This is a genomic window from Leptolyngbya sp. FACHB-8 (assembly GCF_014695575.1).
Taxonomy (GTDB): Bacteria; Cyanobacteriota; Cyanobacteriia; order Elainellales; family Elainellaceae; genus Vacuolonema.
The window spans coordinates 51,272-73,624 of sequence record NZ_JACJOO010000084.1 but is presented as its reverse complement, the minus strand read 5'-3'; the positions used below and the strand labels follow the sequence as shown (position 1 = coordinate 73,624).

Sequence of the window (22,353 nt, the reverse complement as noted above, 5' to 3'; positions counted from 1 at the left end):
ACCGCCAAATATAGAGGCTACGAAATACGGAATACTTCGTAACCTCTACATTTAGCGGTTTTAAGTTGCCCAACTGGGCTCGACAAATAATTGCAAATTGTTGCAGAAATGCCTTAATAACGGCCCCTTCCCCGGCTTTCTGAGGAGTTGTGTTACCATTCTTGACAAGATTCTTATCATTAACCAACGATAGGCAACGTTAATGGGCAAAGTTCTGGTGTTGAATGCCTCCTACGAACCCCTCAACATCACGAGCTGGCGGCGAGCAGTGGTACTGCTCATTAAGGGAAAGGCTGAACAGGTCGAACATAACGGAAAAATGGTCTACGATGCCTTGCCCCTGCCTTCCGTGATCCGCTTACGACATTATGTCCGGGTTCCCTACAAGGAGATTCCCCTCACCCGCCGCAACCTCCTCCATCGGGACTCACATTCGTGTCAGTACTGCGGATATACCGGCGAAGACCTCACGCTCGATCATGTGCTGCCGCGATCGCGAGGGGGCGAAGATTCCTGGGAAAATATTGTCACTGCCTGTGTTCGCTGTAATGTTAAAAAAGGTAACCGTACTCCGAAAGAAGCCAATATGCACCTTCGTCGTCCACCCCACCGTCCTCACAGCGGCCTCTACTTTGAAGTGACTAAGCACATTAAAAGTGGGCTTCACCAAGAATGGCAAAAATATGTGATTGGCATCTAAACCCCCGGTTGATTTTGACTGGGGGTTTGTTTTTGCTGGCCTATGCTCCATGGGCGGCTAGAGGAGGAGCTTTCCCTACCTCCTTTGTCTTACCTCCGGTACTCGTCAAGATTAGTTACAATCTTCATAATGGCTTCATCGTGTGGTGTGGAAATTGGAACCTACGATGGGGTGCCTGAACCAGGATTTTTTGAGAAGATCATAGATGTAACGACTTTGTCTTGATCGTTGACTTGGGTGCTACTGCAACCGTGGGAGTTCGCTCCCAGTAGCCCCGACGCTTCCTTATCACCTTCACGTCCTTAAAAACCTCCCAACAATATAATTTTGTGATGACAGACCCTCTCCTGGCTGATCCGGAAGCGGAAATAGCCCTTTCCTCTGAACGCCCCAGAAACGGTAGTTCTTTCAAACCAGAGTGGCCTAACGCCTCGATGCAAGGGCGGCGGCTCTCTGAGCAGCGAGTTGAAGCCCTCGACCGGATGTTGAAGGCGCATCGGGGCGATCGCCAACTGGTATTGCTACAAGATTTTCCCGATCCTGATGCTCTCTCCTGTGGCTGGGCTTACAAGCTCATTGCTGAACAATATGAGATTCGCTGCGATGTCGTTTATGCGGGTACTCTCAGCCATCAGGAGAATATTGCTCTGGTCAAGCTGACTAATTTGCCTGTTCAACGTTGGACAGCTCAGCTCTGTAAGGAGAAAGACTGGACAGCCTACAACGGCTGTGTGTTCATTGACAACCAGGGCACCACGACTCAATTGTGGCCCATGGTGCAACAGGCCAAAATCCCTGTAGCAGCGGTCATTGATCACCACAGTTCCCAAATTGAACTGAACGCCGAGTTCACCGATATCCGTACCAGTGCCCGTTCAACAGCGACGATCCTAACTCAATACTTGCAGGGTGGTTTGTTGCAACTCGATACCAGCAACAGCCAGCACATTAAATGTGCTACGGCTCTGATGCATGGTCTTCGCAGTGATACGAACCGCCTGATGCAGGCTCAGGAAGAAGACTTCATGGCAGCTGCTTATCTGAGTCGCTTCTATGACAGTCAACTGTTGAGTGCGGTGCTGCAATCCTCTCGCTCGAAGCGGGTGATGGATGTGATTGAGCGATCGCTCCGCAACCGCATAATGGAGAACAACTTTTCCATCGCTGGCGTTGGCTACCTGCGCTACGATGACCGCGACGCGATCCCTCAAGCGGCTGATTTCCTAGTTACGGAAGAGAACGTTCACACGGCTCTGGTTTACGGCATCGTCCACGACGAGGATGAGGAACTGGAAGTGGTGATTGGCTCTCTCCGCACCAACAAACTCACCCTGGATCCCGATGAGTTTCTCAAAGAAGCCTTCGGCCAGGATCCTCAGGGGCGGTTCTTCGGCGGCGGTCGCTCCATGGCCGGCGGATTCGAAATTCCCATGGGCTTCCTGTCAGGCTTCAACGACAATTCAGACTATGCCCGCATTAAATGGGAAGTGTTTGATGCCCAAATCAAACAAAAACTCCTACGTCTGGTCAACCCTGAAAATGGTGTGATTCGCACGACCTAATTAACAAGCCTAAAGTTAATGCCACCCCGTTTTATGGGGTGGCATTTTTGGTCAATGTGTGGATAGGATGTGGTGAAAGGGGGCACGAAGTGCCCCCTTTCACCACATTCTTGGTTTATTGCAAAATGCGACCCATATATTCGCCCCACAGTGCAGCCGCGTCACTACTACGGCCACTGGTCGGCGAGTTGTCATCGTTGCCAAACCATATGCCCGTTGTAATGTTTTGACTCGGAACGAAGCCTACGAACCAGAGATCGCGGTAGTCGTTGTTGGTACCTGTTTTGCCAGCTTCGCCTAAGCCTAAAGCGGCCGCCCGACCAGTGCCGCTGCTGATGACAGACTGGAGAAGGTCTGTCAGAGTGGCAGCAATGCCGGAGTCTAGCACCTGCTTTGCTGGAATGCCCTGCTGAGCCGCGTCATAGATGATACGGCAGGTTGTGTAAACCTCAGGGTTTTCGCAATCACTGCTGTCAAAAATGCGGCGAATGGTGTGGGGCCGATTCAGAACTCCTTCGTTGTCAACGGCTGCATAAGCTCCCGTTATATCCAGCAGCGTCACTTCACTTTGCCCCAAGGCTAATCCTGGGTTAGCCTGTAGCTCTGTAGTGATGCCCATGCGTTTGGCTAAGCCAATCACATTATTTAAGCCAGCTTCACGGGCAACCCGTACCGCAATAACGTTCTCGGATAACGCCATCCCGGTGAACATGTTGGCGCTACCGCCTGTACGTTCGCACCCGCGAAACTCCTGGCCTTCCCAGGACATGCCTTCACAGGAGAACTCGGTGTACGGCGAGACACCCTGCTCCAATGCAGCAGCATAATCAAACAGCTTGAAAGTCGATCCTGGCTGGCGAATGGCCTGACTGGCGCGATTAAATTGGCTTTCCAAAAAATCTTTTCCCCCCACCAGAGCCAGCACCTCTCCTGTGGCGGAATCAACGGTTACAAGCGCCCCCTGGGAAAATCCCGAAGCGTAACCCGTTGTCTCTATGGAGTTACGGAGGCTGGTTTCAGCGACACTCTGAAAGTTTTGATTGAGGGTGCTTTCCACCACAAAGTTACCTTCCTGAGCCAGTTGGCTCCCCAGAAGGGTTTCCAGTTCGGTAAAAACCTGACCGTAAAAATAGGGGGCGATGTTACTGCGGAGTTCTTCGATAGCGGCAGGGTTTACGTCAATGCGCGATCGCCGTGCGCGATCGGCTTCCTCTTCGCTCACCATGCCCTGGGCCACCATGCGGTTAAGGACGCGATCGCGATACTCTACCGCTGTGTCATAGTCCTGAATGGGGTTGAAGTTGTTGGGTGCGGGCAGAATTCCGGCCAGAGTCGCGGCTTCTGACAGGTTCAGGTCCTTGGCAGACTTGCCAAAGTAAAAGCGAGCCGCATCTTCAAACCCATAGTTGCCGTACCCCATATATACCCGGTTAAGGTACGTCAGCAGCAGAAAATCTTTGCTGTAGAACGTTTCCAGTTTCAGCGCGACCACCGCCTCCCGCAATTTGCGCCCAGCCGAGTCCTCAGTTCCTACATAATCGCGGTAGATATTACGCGCAAGCTGCTGAGATAGGGTGCTGCCGCCTTCCAATAGGCGACCACCCCGAATGTTGGTGACCATGGCTCGCAGGATACCCAGCGGGTCAACTCCAAGGTGCCAGTAATAACGGACATCCTCTGACGCGATAACGGCTTTGGGGAGGTAAGCTGAATAATTGGATAGGCTCTGTGCCTCCTGGTGAGAGCGATTGCGTTGAGGATTGAGCACCGTCTCACTATCTCGGGCATAGACGATGACCGGCCCCTGAACCGACTCGGGTAATGGCCGTACTGAGAACTTAGTCCACTCCATCCCAATCCACATGGCGGTCAGAGCGGTCATCCCTGTAAAACCGTACAAGCCATACTGAGCCGTACGAACATACCAGGGCGGCGGGTCAACGTATTGAATTCGTACTGAATCGGCCAAATCTGCTGGCCCCAGGTTCAGCACATCGCCGTGGCGGAGAGGCAGTTTGGTGAGTCGACGCTTACCCCGGTAGATGCCATTGGTAGAATTTTCATCTCGCAGCATAAACGGCGACCCCGGCTTCCGGCTGTCCCGTGAAAGAGATAGATGCACCTGGCTGACCACGGGGTTGCGGACCACAATGTCGCAGGAGCGAGAACTCCGTCCCAACAAGTAGCGATCGCCTAACAACGGATAAACCTGTTTATTCCCGGTTTCTGTTTCTTCCACCCACAGTTCGGGAACACGGGCATTGGGCTTGACTTTCAGTCGAGAAAAATTGACCCGCGCGGATTGCACCGCTTGGGTTAGGCTACCCAGAAGGGTTTTAGAAGGCTTGGGAGGGGGAGTTGGGGTCTGTGGAGCAGCCATGCTTAGGTAGGGATGGGACAGGATGATGGCTCACACTGGATACAGTCGGGACGATCGCAATTTCGGAAAAAGTCGGGGCGATCGCATTCTCCATATCCTAATCGATTTGTTTGCCCTACGACTTGTTCCCCATATTGGATTGAGGTCTCTTTAAAAACAAAAGTAGGAGCGAGCCCCCCTCGCTCCTACTAGTTGCCTTAATCAGGCTAATCAGGAGTCAACTTCCATATTCAATATACGAAGGCACCCCCTGGGGGTACCTCGTTCAACCAGAGGAGCCAACTAGGTGATTGTTCATGTCCCCCATTTGGGGGAAGCTATTTGTCCCAGGCTCCTCTATGCCAGCAAACCGTCCCCTTTCTTCACAATTTCCTTCAGGAACCAGCGGTGCTTCTGGTGAACCTGTACGAGACGGGTGTAGAGGTCAGCCGTTCCAATGTCGCCTGCGGTGGCAGCGGCGTCTGCGTCTTTGTGCATTTCGTCAATGATGTGTTCGTGAGTGGCGATCGCCTCCTCCACCATCTGCTTCACAGACAGCTTGCCGCTGGAAGGGGTAACGGTAGCGGTCGTGAGGTAATCCGTAGGGTCAGCCACAGGGGAACCATCAATCATCAAGCTGCGCTCGGCCAGTTCATCCAGCATGGCGAAAACTTCGGTGCCGTGCTCTTCGAACAGCAGGTGCAAATCTCGGAAAAAGGGACCAAAGGTGAGCCAGTGGTATTTTTTGTAGTTAAGGTAGGCAACCAGGGTATTGGCTTGCTGACGATTCAACGCTTTGACCAATTCTGCTTGCTTGAGATCTAATGTCGTTGTCATAGTTACGTGCTCCTTAGTTTGCACATTGTGTGGATGCAGGTTGCAATGGTCTAAATCCATCGTCTGGGATGATTTGTCTATCACCCGCTCTACTCTCAAAACGCAAGAAAAAATGAAATTTCGGCTCTATACCGTTGCCTGGCATTAAGTTTGAGTTGTTGTGCCCGGTAGCCTCTCTGGCAACGGCTGAGGTCCTGAGCATTCTGAAGAGGAAGTTTTGCTCGATAGCTGTCACTCACCCCTTCTTCTAAATCATACTCATAACGAGTACGTTTTGCAACATTATTCTCTGTGGGTATATTCATATCTAGCACCAAACCCCAGAATCCTGATGTCTCGTTGCCGTGCGACAGCAAAATCAGGGTTTTGGGGTTGGGGCCGCTCCGGTACAAGAGATAAGTATGGGAGGCATGACTGCTGCCCATAGAGATAGGGTGAGGCTTGTAAACGCTTGAGTTGTTGCGCTTTCTGAAGTTATTTCATAATCTGGCAGGGATGGGCGATCGCCCAGTCATAATGAACGCAATTCATCTCAAGCTTGTGTGGTGTGAAACTTCTATGAGCCAATCTGTTGTGCGAGCGGTCAGAGGGCCGCTGATTCTGCTGGGAACTGCTTTAACCCTGGCTCTGACTGCTGTGGATGCTCACGCTCAGCGTAGTCCGGTCTACAATCCGCTACCGTTGCCCAGTAACAACCAAGTTACCGATACCCTATCTACAGAGGACATTCCCACTGGCAGTGGTGGGTTTGCGCGAGATTATCTGGTTTCCTTTGAGGAGGGGGATCAGGTCGTGATGGACTTAACATCTGATCAATTCGACACCATCCTGACGCTGATTGCCCCGGATGGCACCGCCATTGGTCAGAATGATGATGGTCCCGATGGCTCCACCAATTCTTTGCTATTTGCACGCATTACCCAACCCGGTAACTATATTGTCCGGGTGAGCCCGTTTGGTGGGCAGGGGCAGGGTGAGTTCACGCTGAACGTAAATCGCCTGCGTTCTGCCGATGAGCCCTGCCGATAATCCTGGCTATTTTAGAGTTTTCGCGAGAAACTTCAGCTTTTCTCCGGTAAGACTTGAGAGACTAACGGCTTATTTTTCGTATGATGTCGTACGAGAAATTAAATTTCCCCCCTAAAGGGTAGTTGAAACACTAGAACCAAAAGGAGAGAGTAGAGGCTTCACCCCGGCTCTCTCCTTTTGACCTGTCAGCATGGGTGATTGCGATAAAATTAAGAAATATAAATGTGTTGCTTGGGAGGACTGACAATGGCCGCCAAAGTCGAAATTTACACCTGGAGCATGTGCCCCTTCTGCATTCGCGCCAAGGCGCTATTGGATAAGAAAGGGGTAGAGTACACCGAATACTGCATTGACGGTGATGAGACTGCTCGCGCCAAGATGGCCGAACGGTCTCACGGGCGTCGCTCTCTTCCCCAAATTTTTATCGATGACCAGCACATTGGTGGTTGCGATGACATCCACGCGCTGAACTCCCGAGGTAAGCTAGATTCCCTATTGGAAGGGGTTGCTTAAACCAATGGGGTCGTTCGTTCGCTCCATTCTGAGTAAGACTGGGACGCTCCTTTCGGTCTACTACGCCTACATGGTGGAGTACCGGGCTGAGTTAATCCTGTGGGTACTTTCGGGGTCGCTTCCCCTGATTCTGATGGGAGTCTGGATGGAAGCGGCTCAGGGAGGCCAATTTGGCCTGACGCCGGTCGACTTTGTTCGCTACTTTTTAGCGGTATTTCTGGTACGGCAGTTTACTGTAGTCTGGGTTATTTGGGATTTTGAACGAGAAGTGGTGGAAGGGCGGCTCTCCTTCCGTCTGCTGCAACCGTTAGATCCAGGGTGGCATTATTTTGCGACGCACTTCGCTGAGCGGTTTGCTCGTATACCTTTCGCCATCTTCTTAATTGGCTTATTTTTCCTGATCTATCCGCAGGCGTTTTGGATTCCTGATCCCATCTCTTTCTGCCTTGCAATGGTCGCCATTCTTATGGCCTTTGCTTTGCGCTTTATGATGCAGTACACATTCTCGATGCTGGCTTTTTGGATGGAACGGGCCAGTGCGATCGAGCAGTTTTGGTTGTTGTTTTATCTCTTCTTGTCTGGGTTAATTGCCCCTCTAGAAATGTTTCCACCCGTGGTGCGTACCGTTGTACAGTGGACTCCATTTCCTTACATGATTAATTTTCCCGCTAGCTTATTGGTCGGCATGCCCGTCAATGTCCTCCAGGGGTTTGGCATGACAATCCTCTGGTTCCTGATATTTCTCGGGCTCAATCGCTGGTTATGGCGCTTGGGATTACGGCAATACTCCGGTATGGGCGCATAGGACAAACTGAAAAGGGTATGGCACAGCCATACCCTTTTCAACAGGATCACAAACAAAACAACCTGTAATTCTTTTTGTGGGAGTGGCGGCTCTGCCGCCACTCCCACAAAAAGAATTACAGGTTATTAAATGCATGATCCTTAGGAGATTTCTGAGAAACAATATCCCCATTATTTGGAAATCTTCTTAGGGATTGCAATAGGGACACTGGGCGGGATCGGCCACATCGGGAGAGGTGGGATCAGGTTTAGCCTGAGTAAATTGGCATTGTTTGCATTGGTAGATTGCTGTGACAGGAAGTTCGGTTGGCATGCCACAGAGACCGCAGGGTAAGCCTGGTTTCCGTTGCACCACATCAAAGCCGGGATAGTCACATTGAGGACAGTGCTGCTGGAGTTTGCGGACAAGATCCTGGGTGGCCTGGGCGATCGCCCCCATTCGTGTCGGGTTCATCATGGCCCGCATGTCGGTTTCAAGGTGGATCTGCCCAAACCTGGCCAGCATCCATCCCGCCAGTTCCTCTAATTCTGTTTCGTCTGTAATGCCTTTATAGATATGTTCAGAGCTTTCCGGCTCAGGCATTACCACCAACCCGTGGGAAGGGAAGCCAACTTTCCGGGCAAACTCCCAGGCTTGCTCCAGGTTGGTAATACTGGCGTGGCTGAAGTTGGTTTCGGTGGAGGTTGCTTCTCCCACCAGTTCCAGTCCACTCTCCTGGTCCACCAGCACCACCAGTTCACGGTTCAGGGGAAGCATGGGCAGAAAGGGGTGGGGGCCAAAGCTGCCTTCGCTGGCAATGCCCAGAGTTTCGCCGGTCAATTCCAATGCCTGTTGGATTTTGAGTTTTGCGGTTTGCAATTGGTCCGCAGGCCGCTTGATATCGCGAGTAAAGGTGCCAAATTGGTCGGTGTTAAAAGCTTGAGGGACTCGGGTTTGGATGCCGAGTTGGTGAAGAATAGGGGCGATCGCCTCCTCTTTGCGATGCATTGTGGCGATCACGGCCATCCGATTTGCAAAATCCCAGTTTCCCATGGCGCTCAAGTAACCTTCTAAAATTGAGTCTACATCCCCAAGACTCCAGATGTTGCTCAAAACACCGGGTGTCTTAGCCTCTCCTGTCGGACAATTTTGCTAAACAACGGTTGGATTTATCGCGAACAAGTGAATGCTGACAGCGCAGGCCAATCTTTGTTGGATTACTACGCGCAGCATTACCGCCATTCCACTCGAGAGGAATGGGCGGAGCGAATTCATGCGGGCCAAATTTTTGTGAATGGGGTAGTTGCAACGGCAGAAATGTTGCTGCAACCGGGGCAATGGCTCGCGTATCATCGGCCTCCCTGGGAGGAGGAAGAGGTGCCGTTGCATTTTGATGTGCTCTATGAAGACGAGGATTTATTGGTGATTGCCAAACCCTCGGGGCTTCCTGTCATGCCGGGGGGCGGCTTTCTGGAGCATACATTGCTCTGGCAACTGCAACAGCGCTATCCTGATGCGCCGCCCATACCGGTGCATCGATTGGGCCGGGGAACTTCAGGGTTAATGTTGTTGGCGCGATCGCCCCTTGCCCGTCGCTATCTGGCCCGACAGATGCGCGAATCTACCCTAAAAACTGATCAGTCTTCAGGCTTGCGCAAAACCTATCGAGCGTTAATTGGGGCGAGTGCTCTGGATAACCACACTATCCTTACGTATCCGATTGGCAAGGTTCCCCATTCAATTCTGGGCTATGTATATGCGGCTAGCCCTGAGGGTAAGCCTGCCCACAGTGAAGTTCAGATAGTTCGTCGTGCTTCTGACCAGACGTTGGTGGAGGTGACGATTCGGACGGGACGACCCCATCAAATTCGTATTCATCTGGCAGCAGCAGGTTATCCATTGGTTGGTGATCCCCTTTATGGAGTTGGGGGAGTGCCGTATGACAGCGGCCATTCTTTTGGAAACGGCAAAGCTGAACGTTCTCCTTTCCCTGGAGATTGTGGCTATTACTTGCATGCTTATCGCCTCACAGTTCCACATCCTCGTACGGGCAACGTCCTGCACTTTTGTGCCCCCCCGCCAGATGTACTGAGTTAATGAGACTGCCACTCAATACACCCTTTTGTAGAAGGGTTTTCTATGTAAATAGGATTAGGCTGAGCTTAAATCATTTTCCGAATCTTTGGCGGAAGAGTGAGAGGAAAACTATGAGCTTGTTTGAACCGTTTATTGTTAAGCCGAACTCTAAAATAAAACTAAAAGATTTTGACCCTCGATATTTGAATAATTTTGAGTATAAGGATATCAGGATAGACAAAAAAGAGTTGAAGGAGCGATCGCCCGAGGTCTTAAAAGCGAGCATCGAGCGGCTAGCAGAGTTTCAAGACAAACTCTATGCACAGAACACCTATGCTTTGCTCTGCATCTTTCAGGCTATGGATGCAGCAGGAAAAGACGGCACCATCAAGCATGTTATGTCAGGAGTTAACCCTCAGGGATGCCAGGTGTTTAGCTTTAAACAACCCTCTGCTGAAGAGCTGGATCACGATTACCTGTGGCGGTACTCCAAAGCGGTTCCTGAGCGCGGCAGAATTGGTATTTTCAACCGTTCCTATTACGAAGAAGTGTTAGTGGTGCGCGTTCATCCAGAGTTATTGGAACGGCAACAACTACCTGCGTCCCTTAAGGAAAGCAGTAAGGTCTGGAAGCAGCGCTTTGAGGAGATCAATAACTTCGAGAAATATTTAGTGAACAATGGCGTTGTTATCCTGAAGTTTTTTCTCAATGTTTCGAAGGAGGAACAAAAGGAACGTTTCATGAAACGGTTAGAGCTACCTGAGAAGAACTGGAAGTTTTCTGCTGCTGATGTTAAAGAGCGCCAATTGTGGGATAAGTACATGGATGCCTACGAGGATGTTTTTAATAACACGAGTACGGAATGGGCACCGTGGTATATCATCCCTGCCGATCGCAAATGGTATACACGGCTCATTGTGGGCGCTATCATTCACGAAAACCTGGCAAATCTTGGGTTGGCCTATCCCGAAGTGACAGCAGCTCAGAAGATCACACTGGCAGAAGCAAAACAGCTTTTGGAACAAGAACCGTAATAAACTAAACATGTAATGGAGTGTGGAAGAGGTACGAAATACCTCTTCCACACTCCATTATATGGCTAAAACACTATTCGAAAATGCGTGAAACCTTAATTTTGGCCTGCCGCTCATAGTGAACCTTGAATAGACGTTACGCTTTGCTATGAACGAAAGATATAAAGCAACGTGTACAAGGGGTATTTCTGCTGGAACTTCAGCAGAGTGCTTTAACTCAGGTCTTACAAACTGCCATTTCACCGGTTGTTCTTGTATCGGGGATTGGGTTTACTGATCCTCTCCATGACGAATCGGTTTGCACATACCACTGGCTGTATTCAGCTCTTGTTGAAACAATCTGAAAATACTGATTTTGATGAACAGACTCATCGCTGTAAGACGCAAATCCGTATTTTATATGGGCGATCGCGCATTCTTCTACTTGCCATCGCCCTCGGCAGTACTCTTTTTGTGAGTTTGCTGGTTATAGCTCTATTCACAACCTTTTTTGTAAATATTGATCTTCAAGGCATCATTATCATACTATTCACTGTTAGCTTGATATGTCTTGTAGCATCTGTTGTGCTGTTCATTCAGAACATAAGTCTGACTCTCAAAGCTTTAACAGAGAAACTGCGGGGTCAAATGTAAGTGTAATGTGTTTTTAATATACAGTTGTATTTTCTTCTCATGTTGCTCTTAGTGTTATGTATCGTCTAACTATTATTAAAATAGGCTATGCATACTATGCATAGCCCGTAAATGATTGAAGGTTAAATGCTCTGTGAATCGGAGGTAGATCAACCTTACATCATAGATGCTATTTGTTACTGAGCGGGCTGCGCGGGAGCCACTACGGCATTCACCTTAACATCAGTAACCCCTTTAATTTCCCGAGCTAAAGAATCAATGCGCTCCAATTGAGGTTGCGTTGGTACAGTGCCTGAGATAGTGACGACTCCATCCTTTGCCTCGGTGGTTAACTGGCTGGCGGGTAGATTGGCTTCCAGCTTACTGCGTACCTCGCTTTCCAGGTCACCATCGGCCCGTTCTAAATCTCCACCTCCGGCATTATTCCGTTGTTCTCGGGCACGAATATCGGAGTTCAGCTGCCGTCGCCGGACGGCGCTCTCGCCATCCTCTTGAACGGTTTGTGAATCTTCCCCCTGCGGTACTTGGCCTACCTGAGTGGTGTCATCCGGGGCATCTGCTGCGGTTTGAGCCGTATTGCTGCAAGCAACACCGCCTAATAGCAGAGCGCTACTCAGAAGTAATGTGGTGAGTGTCTTCATAAGGAATTGCTGAATGGGTTATGTCATTTACAAGGAGATGATTTTACGCAGATAACTCTGCGTAAAATCATCCCAAATGGACTTAGTGAGGGTCTTTACGGTGATCAATGATGATCACTTCGGGCTCAGAGCTACTTTTTTGAATGCGAGGTTGGGTGCGATCGTCCCGAGCGCTATCCAGCCCTGTGCGTGCACTTTCATCAATTCCTATGCGCTCATCACGGGTTCCGGCTGAACCGCTGAGTCCTGAGGCATTCATGCTCGAATTGACAGACGCCGACTCATAGACCTGCCAGGATGCTGGTTTACGAGCTGCTAAAATCTCATGAGCCTGGTTGATTTCGGATGCCGTGCCGCCAACAACCAGAAGGAAATCTCCGTGCTCTAAATCGCTATCGTACTGTTGCGCCTGATCAGCTGGGATACCGTAGCGCGATGCTTCAAAGCGATCGCGCACGTCTAACCCCACAAAGGAGTCACGCCGGGCTATCCGCTTGGCGGTTATAGAAACATGGCTGAGAGGGAACCCTGAGCGATGCAACTCGGTTACAGCTGCTTCGGCGTCATGCAATGTAGAGAAGCGGGCGATCGCATGCTTGTTGCGCCCTGCACCAACCACATCCTCGTGTGGCACAGAGTTGGCTGTAATGGGATGGGCAATACGGGGGTCTGGATGGGCTGAGTGCATCGGCATCGGTGCAGCAACAGGAGCCGCCGTTGTTGTGGTGCTCGGAGCATCGTAGACCTTGTAGGATTCCACACCCCGGCTATGGAGGATCTGCTCAGCCTGAGCAATCTCGTCATCGCTGCCATCCACAATCACCAGGTATTCCCCACGCATAATGCGATCGTGGTAGCCGTGGGCTTCGTCTTCGGGAATTCCCAGACCCGCCAAGGCACCCAGTAAGCTTCCGGCTACCGCCCCAATTGCGGTTCCTGCCAGTGTCGTTGCCAGTGTCGTAGCGGTTGCCCCCGCTACCAGAATGGGGCCAATTCCCGGAATTGCTAGGGTGCCCAATCCAACCAATAAGCCAGTTATGGTTCCCAGCGCTCCACCTGCTGCCGCACCCGTCTTTGCGCCTTCATCAGTTTTGGTGTGGTGAGTCGCCCCAGCAATGTTGCCCTGGTCTTCGGAATCTTTGGTCAGGATAGAAACCCGAGCCATTGGGAAGCCTGAATCGCGTAGCTCGTTCAGGGCATGTTCTGCAGCACGGCGGTTCGGAAATGTTCCGATTGCGCGGCGATGTCTGGCTGTATCGACATCAGAACGAGTGTTAACCATAATTTTGTCCCTCCGAAACGAGTCAAAATCACTTGCAAAGACATAGCTTTAGGGGTGATTTTGATGAATTCGCTTAACTAAAATGTGAATGGTGAGTACATCAAGCTTGCTGTGCTTTTTGAGCTTGATGGCCATCATTAATCAATAGTTGGGCCCGCTCACTATTCAGATTCAATTCCTACAAGTTAACGGTTGAGTTATCTTTAAACCCTCTATCTTTTGGGCCGTTTCAAGTAACAGCGTGTTCGTAAAATTGATAGATATTAGCGATTCATAATGCATCATTTTCCGCATTAGTGAAGTACGAAAGCTAGGTGGGAGCTTTGTTCTACATCTATCTCTCGTACTTCTCTAGTTTAAAGGGATTACAGCGCCTTAGGCTTGAGTCAGACACGGTTGTTTTTGTGAGAGCCGCGCGGAGCGCGGCTCTCACAAAAACAACCAGGTTTTAAGCGGTTGAAAAACGCTGTATAAGTAGCTATAGCTAGACACAAGGCATAAAGGTTTGTACTACTCTCAGTGCAGACATGTGGCCTTTCAGGTCTTATGTTTAATCGAGTTGAGCGACTGATTTGTAACAAAAACGCTAGATACAAAATCTTTTGGCCTGCGCCAAAAGATAATTTTGCTGTCCCCAAAGCACCACTCAAATTATCTTTTGATGTCGAGCCTAAAGATACAAAAAAGGGGTTTCAAGCATCACTAGCTTGAAACCCCAAGGGTCAGAGGGCTGCCTGATTACTCCACATCATCGTGGGCAAAACGGTTGTATAGGAAGTCGAGTGCGTAGTTACGCAGCTTATAGTATTCGGGATCTTCCATAATGCGATCGCGATCCCTTGGTCTGGGGAAGGGAATCGTCAGTACTTCACCAATATTGGCGGCGGGGCCGTTGGTCATCATGACCAGGCGATCGGCCAGGAACAACGCTTCATCAATGTCGTGGGTAATCATCAACACGGTGCAACGGTTGTCGTTCCAAATTTTCAGCAACTCTTCCTGAAGTTCTTCTTTGGTGATGGCGTCCAGTGCACCAAAAGGCTCGTCGAGAATCAGCACTTCTGGGCGGATGGAGAGGGCGCGGGCGATCGCGACCCGTTGCTTCATACCCCCAGACAGTTGCGTCGGCTTTTTGTCCATCGCATCGGACAGGCCGACCATCGCTAGCGTATCCCGAACGATGGCCCGCTTCTCTGCCTCAAGCTTGTTAGGATTAACAGAATCTACAGCCAGGTAAACATTTTCGAAAGCAGTCAGCCAGGGCAATAAGGCGTAGTTTTGAAACACAACCATGCGATCGGGACCAGGACCCTTGATCGGGTTGCCTTTCAGTTGCACACTACCATCGGTGGGCTGGCTGAAACCCGACACCATATTCAGAAGTGTGGACTTACCGCAACCAGAGTGACCAATTACGCAGATGAACTCACCCTGGGCTACGTTCAGATTGACATCTTTCAGTACCGTGTAAGGCCCTTTGGGAGTCGGATAAACCTTGGAAACCCCTTCGATCGTTAGAAATGGTTCGGCTACGCGTTGGCCTGGCGAACGATTCGTTACGGAAGTATCGAGTATTTGCTGCATAGTGCTTGATGAGGAATAAGGGTGAACCGGGAAGTGCTTGGTTGCCAATCTCAGGAAAGGGCAGAGTGTTTAAGGTAAGGAGCCTCACAGCTCTGCCCAAAACTGAGCGGATGGATACAGCGGCGTTTGCAAAACCGTCTGAAGCGTTTGTGTGTACCGACAAACAACTAGGCGGCGACGGTTTGGGGAACGACCGGACGGACTCCGTCGAGGGGAACTTCAGCCACGCTGAAATCACGCTTGATCGTCAGGTCGTTGAGGTAGGAGATGGGGTCGTCCGCATCAAAGGCTACGCCGTCGAACAGCTCAATAGAATCACTGCGGAACTTCACATCTGTAATCCCGATTTCCCGTGCCGCTGTGCTAAAAACGCCCACCCGGCAAACTCGCTCCAGAATTTCCACCCAGTTGCGGGGGAAAGGAATGTCGCCCCAGCGAGCCATCTGGGTCATCATCCACAGATGCTCAGTACGGCTGGGACGGTTCACACCACCGCCAAAGAACAGGTGGTGAGCATACTCACGCATGGGTTGATCCCGATTGCATACAAAGGTAGTGGGATCGCCCAGGTGGATGTACTCCACATCGGTGCTGATATACTCACGACGCGAGAGAAGCTGGCGAATTTCTTCGTGGTTCGCTTCATCGGCGCAGTAGCGGCAAGCTTCCAGCATCGCCTTCACCAGCGCAATGTGGGTGTTGGGGTAAGCGTTGGCCCAGTCTTCCCGAACCCCGAGCACTTTGCCGGGGTGGCCCAGCCAAATTTCCAGGTCGGTGGCAACGGTGAAGCCTGCATTTTCCATCGCCGCTCGTACGTTCCAGGGTTCCCCCACACAGTAGCCATCGATGGTACCCGCCTTGAGGTCAGCAATCATCTGAGCCGGAGGGATAGTCTTGAGAGACACATCGTGGTCGGGGTCGATGCCACCAGAGGCGAGCCAGTAGCGCAGCAGCAGGTTGTGCATGGAGGAAGGATGTACCATCCCCAGGGTGTGCCGCTGATCGGTGGTTTCCAGCAACATCCGCTTGAAATCTGCAGCGGTTTGCACCCCTAACTCGTAGAACTTTTTGTCCAGGGTGATGGCGTTGCCGTTGCGGGTCATGGTGAGAGCGCTGACCACAGGCAGAGGAGTGTCCTGGTGACCGCCAGCGCAGAACCAGACGGGCATCCCGGCGGGCATTTGTGCGCCATCAAGGTAACCACCGACGATGCCATCCACGATGCCACGCCAGCTAGTTTCCCGTACCAGGTTCACTTCGTCCAGGCCATGCTTGGTGAAGAAGCCTTTCTCCTGAGCAACGACCAGAGGAGCGCAAGCAGTGAGGGGTACGAAGCCGATTTCGAGGTTGACTTTTTCTAAACCATGACGAGCGATCGCCTCGGTCTTGCGAGCCCGCAGTTTCTTGATCCGCTTCTGTTGGTTGAGGAAGTAAATCAGCTCAGAACGCAAGCTGTAGTAGCTGGGGTGGTTGACCACTTCCATCCGCTTGCGGGGACGGGGGATGTCAACTTCCAAAATGCCGCCGATCTTGGAAGCGGGGCCGTTGGTGAGCATAACGATGCGATCGCTCAACAGTACCGCTTCATCTACATCGTGAGTCACCATTACAGCGGTAACCTGGTTTTCTTCGCAGATTTTCATCAACTGCTCTTGCAGGTTTCCGCGAGTCAGTGCGTCTAGTGCACCGAAGGGCTCATCCAGCAACAGCAGCTTGGGACGGATAGCTAGAGCGCGGGCGATCGCTACCCGCTGTTTCATGCCTCCAGACAACTGTGCGGGGGGCTTATCGACTGCATGTTGCAGACCCACCATCCGAATGTGGTCATCTACAATCTTTTCCCGCTCGGCCTTAGGCAGGTCGCCCAACACTTCATCGACTGCCAGCGCGATGTTTTCTTTGACCGTTAACCAGGGCAGCAGAGAGTAGTTCTGGAACACGACCATGCGATCAGGGCCTGGGCTATCGACCCGCTTACCCTCCAGGGTTACAAGACCATCGCTAGGAAGATCCAGACCTGCGATCATATTCAGCAGAGTAGACTTACCACAACCGGAGTGACCGATTAACGAAATAAACTCACCTTTTTTAATTTGTAGGTCAATTCCCTTAAGGGCAATGTACTCGCCACCGCCAGAGAGCGGGAAGACCTTTTCGATTTGATCAACACCAACAAATACTGACATAAGCTTTCTGGAAAGAATGGAGGACTGTGGGGGAATAGGCGATGGATGTATTTGTGAATGAGGTGAGGATAGATAGAACTATTTGAATTTCCGTTTATGAAACATTCCGTTGAGACTAAACGGAACACGGATGAATTCAACTCACACTCGTCTCCATTCCATCGCCTGAGTGATATCGCTTTGGATCGCTAGGCGATCGCTGCTGATGGCATAAATCGGTGTTGTGAACTGTGGGGACGATGAGAGGCCATCGCCCCACAGACACCCTTAACCACCACCAATCAGCAGTTAAGCTTGACCAAAACCTATCGACGGTCCACGGGCACGATCAGGTTTTGGATAAAGGCCATCGCACGGTCGAGCAACAAGCCAACGGCACCAATGTAAAACAGGGCCAGAATGATTTCGCTGACATAGTTGTTCTGGTACGAGTCCCAGATAAAGAAACCAATTCCCACAATTCCAGACATTACAATCTCAGCCGCGATAATCGCCAACCAGGCCAGACCAATTGCAATCCGCAGACCCGTAAAGATGTAAGGCAGTGCAGACGGAAGCAGAATCTTAAAGAAGAACTTCTGGTTCGACAGACGCAATACCCGACGTACGTTGATGTAATCTTGCGGAATTTGCTGCACACCAACTGTGGTGTTAATCAGAATCGGCCAAATCGCGGTAATGAAAATTACGAACAGGGCAGCGGGCTCGTTTTGCTGCAATGCTGCCAGAGAGATGGGTACCCAGGCAAGAGGCGGTACTGTTCGCAGAAACTGGAAGATGGGGTCGAGAGCACGATACATAACCGGGCTGAGACCAACGACAATTCCCAGGGCGATTCCTACAATAGCGGCCAGAGAGTAGCCAATCATAACTCGTTGCAGACTGGCCAGGGTTTGCCAGAACAAACCTTTATCTAGCCCACCCAAATCGTAAAAAGGATAGAGCAATAGGGTACGAGTCCGCTCATCCGTGAAGATGCTAAGGGGTCCTGGCAACAGCGTTAATTTGAGTGCATAAGCCAACTGCCAGATAGTACCGAGCACCAAGATAGCAGCCAGAGGGGGCCAAATATTCTTAGCGTTCTTCTTCCAGAACTTGCCTAATGCTCCTCCGGCATTGAAACCTGAACTGCGTCGCGTGGTGGTGGTGGTCATAATTCTGCTCGTAATGAAACAACTAAACAGGTGAAATCACAAGGGGAACACAGGAAATTGGGTAAACGCATTCCCTATGCCGACACAGAACCTATCCCGGCATTGATTGGGAGTTTGTTTTGAATTTGAATCGTGCTGGCCTATCAACACGTTTCAAGCTTTTCGGAACCCCCCAAGCCCTTTTCTCTCAGGAGATTGGGGGTTTCGGACGACTAGACCTTCTTGATCTCCAGGCTTTCGAGATATGCCTTGGGATTGCTCGGATCAAAAGTCTTACCGTCGAAGAAGGTTTCAACCCCACGGGAGGTGTTGCTGGGGATGTCGCTGGACGCTATACCGAGGGCCTGGGCTGCCTCTTTCCACAGGTCTTCCCGGTTGACGCTGTCGACAATCTTTTGAGCGTTGTCCATCGTGGATGCAGGCAGGAAGCCCCAACGCACACTCTCGGTCAGGAACCACAGGTCATGGCTCTTGTAGGGATAGGAGACGCTGCCCTTGCTGTCCTTCCAGTAGAGGGTGGCCATCTTGGTGTCATTGATGTCTGGTTGGCCGTCGCCCATCTTGTACATACCTTTGTAAGGCTCAGACAGGATTTCCTTCGGCAGGTTGAAGTAGTTGCGGCCTGCCAGAATGGTGGACAGCTCTTCCCGGTTTGCAGGGTCATCACACCACTGCTGCGCTTCCATCACGGCCATGAGAACGGCTTTGGTGGCTTTGGGATTAGCGTCGACCCAATCGGCGCGAATTGCCAGATATTCCTCGGGGTGATCGGGCCAGATTTGAGCGGTTAACGCTGACATAAAACCGATGTCGTCGGCCACAATCCGGTAAGGCCAGGGGTCGCCAGTGCTGAAAGCGTCCATTGTGCCCGTCTTCATATTGGCAACGGTTTGTGCTGAAGGAACGGCCAACAGACTGATGTCGGTGTCGGGGTTAATGCCACCTGCGGCGAACCAGTAGCGAATCCAGAAGTCTTGATTGGCTTTGGGGAACGTGTAAGCCGCTTTGAAGGGAGTTCCAGCAGATTTCAAGCTGAGGATATAATCCTTGGCTTTGCTGAGATCCAAGCCAATGCCTTTGCCCAGGTGCTTTTTGGCGATCGCAATACCATTCCCCTGAGTATTCAGCTGCGACAATACATACATGGGGATTTTCTGATTACCCTTGGTAATAATCCCTTCGGAAATCAGGTGTGGCATGGGCATTTGCCATTGGCCCCCATCAATTCCACCCGCAGCAGCGCCAATTTCCACGTTATCCCGAGCAGAACCCCAGTTGGCTTGCTTCAATACTTCCGCGCCAGTCATGCCGTACTTGGCGAAGAATCCCTTTTCTAAAGCAACGACCAGGGGTGCTGATTCTACGATAGGAACATAGCCCAACTTAATCGTGGTCGTTTCTGGCGTATCAGCGGTACCTGCGGTTGTTGCTGGAGCAGTAGTAGTATTACCGGTTGTTGCAACAGGAGTGCTTCCGGGAGGATTGCCAACGCAACCCTTGAGGAATACAGCACCGGCAGCGGACGCACCAGCGGTAAATAAGAACTTACGTCGCGTCACGCGGGAAAAATCGGACATAGAATCTCCTCCGTGGCATCCCCACAGCAAAAAGAATTATCGACAATAGAAATTGATGAACGAGACCTTGCGGGTCCGGAACCACTCTCACGTTAGAAACCCAGAACTCTCAAACCGAAACCTTTGAGGTTCTGAAATGAGTGTTGGCCGTAACCCTTCTCGAATTGGCAACTGTATTTCTAAGCACTGCGTTGTGCTTATGTATGAGAATAGCGCCTTTTTAAGGAAAATTTTCGCTTCCTAAACCATCGGAAGACAACGACTATCCAATCGAATTGATAAGCTAAAGTTTTAGTTTCTGAATCCCAATAAAATCGTTCTTTTTTAGTGTGGTTTTCTATAGAACGGATTAGGCAAAATCGTACAAATGCCTTAACTATTGGGTGCTTCGATGAACAAGGATTAGATTTATCTATCGTTCTTAAGGAACTTCACAGTGTTTCTAGGAGCTTTCCGGAATTGATAGGTCGATGAAAAATAATTGTTGCTATCAAAGTCTTCTATAGTTGCATCTGCTAATTAGTAAAGTGCTAGATATTCTGATGGAATGTATTGAGTGGGCTGAGGGTGTTTGATTAAAGCCTAATGAATGCTTCCAGAGGTTCGCTAGCCGTAAGCTGTAGTGATTGTCGTTAACGATACAAACTAAACTGCTACGCCGCCTGCTAGGCGCAGCAGTTTAGTTTGTTTTAGATTGTTTTGAGGTGTCTATTGAGTGATGCTTGCCGATCGGTGACTGAGAGTTTATGGTGCTCACTGTGGTTTTAAGTAAACGATCATCTCGTTGACGCGGAGATTGAGCGATCGCAAATGCGGGTCACTATCCGGATACAACTCCTCACCCATGACAGCCTGATAATCCCCAGACGTTTGCAATTCGGCTTCCGGTTGGACCCGAACCACTAACAAGTCTTCGTAGTTTGCCAGTTTTGTTCCTTTCAACGAAAGCGTACCACCGTAATCCCAACCAAATCCTGACAGTTCAAATGGCCCCAGGATTTGATGCAACTCTGGGAACGAGGTGCCAATGCGAATTCCTTCAGGCACGTGCCAGCCGGAACCAAAGTTGCGTACTTGAACGGGTTGGGTGCGGGTGGTATCTGACCAAATGATGCTGAGCGATCGCCCATTACCCAGATCCACACGGGTTCCTGGCTCAACAAAGCCTTCCCCCACATTCACATCTTCATCGGTCAGGGCGGCTTCACCAAAAAGCTCCGCTAATTCGGCACGCGACGTTGTTGCTGTAATATCCCCAACTCGTTCTCCAGGAATAATTACAGTGTTAATGGCAATGCGAGAAGTATCGTCAACAGACGGCTCAACCGATACATCAGGAGGTGAAGCGACAGAGGCTGGAGTCTGGTCTGCTGTGGGTGCCGTACGGACAGCAGGGGCAACTGTTGTCGTGGGGCTGGATGTAGACGAAGGAGCCGTATTACATCCCGCAAGGGATAGTAGGGCCACGACCATCCAAGGCGTAACGGAACAATTTTTCATAGCAGTAGCCCGGTATCGGGCTCAAGACGATAGGGTAGATGTCTCCGTCCAGGAGGGGGGGCTTTCTGGGCTCTAGATCTAGTATTACAAGGCGATTAAAGAATGGATGGTGACAGAGGGTCGGAATCTACCATTTCTCTGGAGACGGTGACATCTCCTCTATACAGTTCTGGCAATTTGCCCTCAGGATAGATGCTTGGATGGGTCTTACAGGACGCGATCGCCCATCCAACGTGAGAGCCTTCGGATTCAAAACCGAGAGTTCGTGCCCTGCGAGCCCGGCTCTCGGTTTTGCAGCTCACAACGAGAATTGCTGATTGAAAAGGGGTATCAATTTTTCTTCCCCACGTCCGGGGTATGCTGAAAAAGAATTTCAATTCCAGTTTCCTGGTTTATGCCCTACAAAATTCTATTTGTCTGCCTTGGCAACATCTGTCGCTCTCCTTCCGCAGAAAATATTATGAATATGCTTATCCGGGAACGGGGACTGGAGCAGGAAATTGTCTGTGATTCTGCTGGTACAGGCGGATGGCATGTTGGTCATCCTCCCGACCGCCGCATGATGGCCGCTGCTCGACAACGCCTCGGCCTGGAAATGATCGGTTCTGCCCGTCAATTTGCCCAATCGGATCTCCACGCCTTTGACCTTGTCCTGGCGATGGATCGGGATAACTACCGTGAGATCCTACGCTGGGATCTAGAGAATCAGTACAGCGATAGGGTGAAGCTGATGTGCGAATACTGTCGCACCCACACCGACGAGGAGGTTCCCGATCCTTACTATGGTGGTCCCGAAGGCTTTAATTACGTCATTGATCTATTAATGGATGCCTGCACAGGCTTGCTAGACGAAATTTGCAAAACGCAATTCGCGAAGCATGGCGGATAGCGGAGGGGAGGTT

General features: G+C 50.8%; 20 protein-coding genes. 9 read left to right on the top strand and 11 right to left on the bottom strand.

All coding sequences use genetic code 11. The features are described from left to right. The first annotated feature begins 202 nt into the window (after positions 1-202). Complete coding sequence (locus H6F91_RS23740; RefSeq protein ID WP_190772733.1) at positions 203-700, top strand: HNH endonuclease; 498 nt, start codon at positions 203-205, stop codon at positions 698-700. Between the two features lie 332 nt (positions 701-1,032). Next, positions 1,033-2,262, top strand: coding sequence for a bifunctional oligoribonuclease/PAP phosphatase NrnA (locus H6F91_RS23735; RefSeq protein ID WP_190772734.1), 1,230 nt, complete (start codon positions 1,033-1,035; stop codon positions 2,260-2,262). Positions 2,263-2,377: 115 nt separating this feature from the next. Here H6F91_RS23735 and H6F91_RS23730 read toward each other — a convergent pair whose 3' ends face one another. Then, the gene (locus H6F91_RS23730; RefSeq protein ID WP_190772735.1) at positions 2,378-4,642 is read right to left on the bottom strand and encodes a transglycosylase domain-containing protein; all 2,265 of its coding nucleotides are present in this window, start codon (positions 4,640-4,642) and stop codon (positions 2,378-2,380) included. A gap of 22 nt (positions 4,643-4,664) precedes the next feature. On the opposite strand from H6F91_RS23730, the gene H6F91_RS28390 reads away from it, so the two are divergent. After that, complete coding sequence (locus H6F91_RS28390; protein ID WP_277874453.1) at positions 4,665-4,796, top strand: hypothetical protein; 132 nt, start codon at positions 4,665-4,667, stop codon at positions 4,794-4,796. 182 nt (positions 4,797-4,978) lie between these two features. Here the strand turns inward: H6F91_RS28390 and H6F91_RS23725 are convergent, their stop codons facing one another. Continuing rightward, positions 4,979-5,458 carry a DNA starvation/stationary phase protection protein gene (locus tag H6F91_RS23725; RefSeq protein ID WP_190772736.1) on the bottom strand — a complete coding sequence of 160 codons (480 nt, stop codon included), beginning with the start codon at positions 5,456-5,458 and terminating at the stop codon, positions 4,979-4,981. Between the two features lie 95 nt (positions 5,459-5,553). After that, complete coding sequence (locus H6F91_RS23720) at positions 5,554-5,883, bottom strand: hypothetical protein (RefSeq protein WP_190772737.1); 330 nt, start codon at positions 5,881-5,883, stop codon at positions 5,554-5,556. Between the two features lie 133 nt (positions 5,884-6,016). Here H6F91_RS23720 and H6F91_RS23715 point away from each other — a divergent pair, with 133 nt between their 5' ends. From H6F91_RS23715 to H6F91_RS23705, 3 genes are all read left to right on the top strand, one after another. Beyond that, entirely contained in the window at positions 6,017-6,487 is a 471-nt protein-coding gene (locus H6F91_RS23715) for a PPC domain-containing protein (RefSeq protein WP_190772738.1), read from the top strand. Between the two features lie 246 nt (positions 6,488-6,733). Next, positions 6,734-7,000, top strand: coding sequence for a glutaredoxin 3 (grxC, locus tag H6F91_RS23710; protein WP_190772739.1), 267 nt, complete (start codon positions 6,734-6,736; stop codon positions 6,998-7,000). 4 nt (positions 7,001-7,004) lie between these two features. Further along, positions 7,005-7,805 carry an ABC-2 family transporter protein gene (locus tag H6F91_RS23705; protein ID WP_190772740.1) on the top strand — a complete coding sequence of 267 codons (801 nt, stop codon included), beginning with the start codon at positions 7,005-7,007 and terminating at the stop codon, positions 7,803-7,805. A 186-nt stretch (positions 7,806-7,991) separates the two neighbouring features. On the opposite strand, the gene H6F91_RS23700 is transcribed toward H6F91_RS23705, so the two are convergent. Next, entirely contained in the window at positions 7,992-8,837 is an 846-nt protein-coding gene (locus H6F91_RS23700; RefSeq protein WP_190772741.1) for a DUF6671 family protein, read from the bottom strand. Between the two features lie 96 nt (positions 8,838-8,933). Between H6F91_RS23700 and H6F91_RS23695 the strand changes: the two genes are divergently transcribed. Both H6F91_RS23695 and H6F91_RS23690 read left to right on the top strand, forming a co-directional pair. Then, on the top strand, positions 8,934-9,881 hold the full coding sequence (locus H6F91_RS23695) for an RluA family pseudouridine synthase (RefSeq protein WP_190772742.1): 948 nt from the start codon (positions 8,934-8,936) through the stop codon (positions 9,879-9,881). Positions 9,882-9,991: 110 nt separating this feature from the next. After that, complete coding sequence (locus tag H6F91_RS23690; protein ID WP_190789517.1) at positions 9,992-10,894, top strand: polyphosphate kinase 2 family protein; 903 nt, start codon at positions 9,992-9,994, stop codon at positions 10,892-10,894. Between the two features lie 809 nt (positions 10,895-11,703). On the opposite strand, the gene H6F91_RS23680 is transcribed toward H6F91_RS23690, so the two are convergent. The 7 genes from H6F91_RS23680 to H6F91_RS23650 all read right to left on the bottom strand — a co-directional run bounded on the left by H6F91_RS23680 (position 11,704) and on the right by H6F91_RS23650 (position 21,451). Next, positions 11,704-12,168 carry a BON domain-containing protein gene (locus H6F91_RS23680; protein ID WP_190772745.1) on the bottom strand — a complete coding sequence of 155 codons (465 nt, stop codon included), beginning with the start codon at positions 12,166-12,168 and terminating at the stop codon, positions 11,704-11,706. 82 nt (positions 12,169-12,250) lie between these two features. Further along, positions 12,251-13,450: a general stress protein gene (locus tag H6F91_RS23675; RefSeq protein WP_190772746.1), complete on the bottom strand. Its 1,200-nt coding sequence runs from the start codon at positions 13,448-13,450 to the stop codon at positions 12,251-12,253. Between the two features lie 738 nt (positions 13,451-14,188). Next, the gene (locus tag H6F91_RS23670) at positions 14,189-15,034 is read right to left on the bottom strand and encodes a nitrate ABC transporter ATP-binding protein (RefSeq protein ID WP_190772747.1); all 846 of its coding nucleotides are present in this window, start codon (positions 15,032-15,034) and stop codon (positions 14,189-14,191) included. Positions 15,035-15,201: 167 nt separating this feature from the next. Then, the gene (locus tag H6F91_RS23665; protein WP_190772748.1) at positions 15,202-17,220 is read right to left on the bottom strand and encodes a nitrate ABC transporter ATP-binding protein; all 2,019 of its coding nucleotides are present in this window, start codon (positions 17,218-17,220) and stop codon (positions 15,202-15,204) included. A 305-nt stretch (positions 17,221-17,525) separates the two neighbouring features. Then, positions 17,526-18,374, bottom strand: a complete 849-nt coding sequence (gene ntrB, locus H6F91_RS23660) for a nitrate ABC transporter permease (protein ID WP_190772749.1) — start codon at positions 18,372-18,374, stop codon at positions 17,526-17,528. Between the two features lie 212 nt (positions 18,375-18,586). Then, complete coding sequence (locus H6F91_RS23655; RefSeq protein WP_190772750.1) at positions 18,587-19,951, bottom strand: CmpA/NrtA family ABC transporter substrate-binding protein; 1,365 nt, start codon at positions 19,949-19,951, stop codon at positions 18,587-18,589. Between the two features lie 753 nt (positions 19,952-20,704). Next, positions 20,705-21,451 carry a hypothetical protein gene (locus H6F91_RS23650; RefSeq protein ID WP_190772751.1) on the bottom strand — a complete coding sequence of 249 codons (747 nt, stop codon included), beginning with the start codon at positions 21,449-21,451 and terminating at the stop codon, positions 20,705-20,707. A gap of 394 nt (positions 21,452-21,845) precedes the next feature. Here H6F91_RS23650 and H6F91_RS23640 point away from each other — a divergent pair, with 394 nt between their 5' ends. Next, entirely contained in the window at positions 21,846-22,340 is a 495-nt protein-coding gene (locus H6F91_RS23640; protein WP_190772753.1) for a low molecular weight protein-tyrosine-phosphatase, read from the top strand. Positions 22,341-22,353 lie beyond the last annotated feature (13 nt).

What these genes read in the sequence shown, in the direction of transcription:
- ntrB (WP_190772749.1), bottom strand. Translation starts at nt 18,374, where the DNA reads ATGACCACCACCACCACGCGACGCAGTTCAGGTTTCAATGCCGGAGGA.
- H6F91_RS23730 (WP_190772735.1), bottom strand. Translation starts at nt 4,642, where the DNA reads ATGGCTGCTCCACAGACCCCAACTCCCCCTCCCAAGCCTTCTAAAACC.
- H6F91_RS23640 (WP_190772753.1), top strand. Translation starts at nt 21,846, where the DNA reads ATGCCCTACAAAATTCTATTTGTCTGCCTTGGCAACATCTGTCGCTCT.
- H6F91_RS23670 (WP_190772747.1), bottom strand. Translation starts at nt 15,034, where the DNA reads ATGCAGCAAATACTCGATACTTCCGTAACGAATCGTTCGCCAGGCCAA.
- H6F91_RS23705 (WP_190772740.1), top strand. Translation starts at nt 7,005, where the DNA reads ATGGGGTCGTTCGTTCGCTCCATTCTGAGTAAGACTGGGACGCTCCTT.
- H6F91_RS23675 (WP_190772746.1), bottom strand. Translation starts at nt 13,450, where the DNA reads ATGGTTAACACTCGTTCTGATGTCGATACAGCCAGACATCGCCGCGCA.
- H6F91_RS23735 (WP_190772734.1), top strand. Translation starts at nt 1,033, where the DNA reads ATGACAGACCCTCTCCTGGCTGATCCGGAAGCGGAAATAGCCCTTTCC.
- H6F91_RS23700 (WP_190772741.1), bottom strand. Translation starts at nt 8,837, where the DNA reads ATGGGAAACTGGGATTTTGCAAATCGGATGGCCGTGATCGCCACAATG.
- H6F91_RS23740 (WP_190772733.1), top strand. Translation starts at nt 203, where the DNA reads ATGGGCAAAGTTCTGGTGTTGAATGCCTCCTACGAACCCCTCAACATC.
- H6F91_RS23680 (WP_190772745.1), bottom strand. Translation starts at nt 12,168, where the DNA reads ATGAAGACACTCACCACATTACTTCTGAGTAGCGCTCTGCTATTAGGC.
- H6F91_RS23720 (WP_190772737.1), bottom strand. Translation starts at nt 5,883, where the DNA reads ATGGGCAGCAGTCATGCCTCCCATACTTATCTCTTGTACCGGAGCGGC.
- H6F91_RS23650 (WP_190772751.1), bottom strand. Translation starts at nt 21,451, where the DNA reads ATGAAAAATTGTTCCGTTACGCCTTGGATGGTCGTGGCCCTACTATCC.
- grxC (WP_190772739.1), top strand. Translation starts at nt 6,734, where the DNA reads ATGGCCGCCAAAGTCGAAATTTACACCTGGAGCATGTGCCCCTTCTGC.
- H6F91_RS23690 (WP_190789517.1), top strand. Translation starts at nt 9,992, where the DNA reads ATGAGCTTGTTTGAACCGTTTATTGTTAAGCCGAACTCTAAAATAAAA.
- H6F91_RS23715 (WP_190772738.1), top strand. Translation starts at nt 6,017, where the DNA reads ATGAGCCAATCTGTTGTGCGAGCGGTCAGAGGGCCGCTGATTCTGCTG.
- H6F91_RS23725 (WP_190772736.1), bottom strand. Translation starts at nt 5,458, where the DNA reads ATGACAACGACATTAGATCTCAAGCAAGCAGAATTGGTCAAAGCGTTG.
- H6F91_RS23665 (WP_190772748.1), bottom strand. Translation starts at nt 17,220, where the DNA reads ATGTCAGTATTTGTTGGTGTTGATCAAATCGAAAAGGTCTTCCCGCTC.
- H6F91_RS28390 (WP_277874453.1), top strand. Translation starts at nt 4,665, where the DNA reads ATGATGGCTCACACTGGATACAGTCGGGACGATCGCAATTTCGGAAAA.
- H6F91_RS23655 (WP_190772750.1), bottom strand. Translation starts at nt 19,951, where the DNA reads ATGTCCGATTTTTCCCGCGTGACGCGACGTAAGTTCTTATTTACCGCT.